This is a genomic window from Myxococcus sp. CA033 (genome assembly GCF_013336625.1).
In the GTDB taxonomy this organism is placed as follows: domain Bacteria; phylum Myxococcota; class Myxococcia; order Myxococcales; family Myxococcaceae; genus Myxococcus; species Myxococcus llanfairpwllgwyngyllgogerychwyrndrobwllllantysiliogogogochensis.
Window position 1 is genome coordinate 1 of sequence record NZ_JABUMU010000068.1, and the last position, 1,244, is coordinate 1,244.

General features: G+C 68.7%; 1 protein-coding gene. It reads left to right on the top strand.

The annotated features are described in order from the left end of the window. A partial coding sequence (locus HUA78_RS45655; protein WP_174479123.1) for a condensation domain-containing protein occupies positions 1–1,244 on the top strand: 1,244 nt, incomplete at both ends.

The following is a 1,244-nucleotide window of genomic DNA, read 5'->3' on the forward strand; positions in this document are numbered from 1 at the left end:
ATGGAGCCTCGGGCTCCTCTTCCAGGAACTCTTCACCACCTACGAGCAGGTCCGCTCTGGCCGACTCCCGGCGGAGAGTGAGTCGACCTCCTTCCGCGACTACATCGCCTGGCTTCAGCGCCAGTCCCTGGAGCCCGCGGAGCACTACTGGCGCAAGACACTGCGGGGCTTCACCGCGCCCACACCCTTGCCCGGTGCACTTCCCCGAAGCCCGGACTCGGTGCTCCGGCGTCAGCACCTGAATGTCTGGCTGCCCGCGCAACTCACCACGGACCTCCAGGCCTTCGTGCGCCAGCACCACCTCACCCTCAATGCACTGGTCCAGGCCGCGTGGACGCTGGTGCTCTCACGTCACACCGGCGAGCAGGACATCCTCTTCGGCGCCACGACGTCGGGGCGTTCCGCCGAGGTCTCCGGCATCGAACACGCCATCGGGCTCTTCATCAACACACTGCCCGTCCGCATCTTCGTCGACGAAGACGCCACCGCGCTCTCCTGGCTCCAGCAGCTCCACACCCAGCAGCTCGAGCTGCGCCAGTTCGAGCACACGCCGCTGACCCACCTCCAGCGGTGGAGCGACGTGCCGCGTGGCACGCCCCTCTTCGAGTCCCTCTTCATCGTCGAGAACTTCCCCGTCGACGCCGCCGTCAACTCGGCCAGCGCCGAGCTGGGCATCCGCGACTTCAGCGCGCGTGAGCAGGCCGATACCCCGCTGGAGGCGTACGTCATCCCCGGGGACTCCCTGGAGCTGCGCCTGCTCTTCGACGCCGCGCGCTTCGAGCCCTCCACCCCCGAGCGCCTCCTGCGCCACTGGAGCGTCGCGCTTCAGGCCCTCATCTCCACTCCTGACTCACGCCTGGGGACACTCTCCCTGGTGACGGGAGAGGAGCGCGAGCAGGTCCTTCGCTCCTTCAACGCGTCCTCGCGCCGGTTCGACTCCTCGTGCCTCCACCTCCAGTTCGAGGCCCAGGCCGTGCTCACTCCCGACGCCACCGCGCTGTCCTTCGGTGACGTCTCGCTCTCCTACCGCCACCTCCTCCAGCGCGTCCGCCGCGTCTCCCACCGACTCCAGTCCCTCGGCCTCCGCCCGGACGCCCCCGTCGGTCTCTTCGTCCACCGCTCCGCCGACATGGTCGCCGCCATGCTCGCCATCCTCCACGCGGGCGGCGCGTACGTTCCTCTCGACCCTGATTACCCCTCGGACCGCCTCTCCTGGATGCTCCAGGACTCTCGCGCTCCGTTCA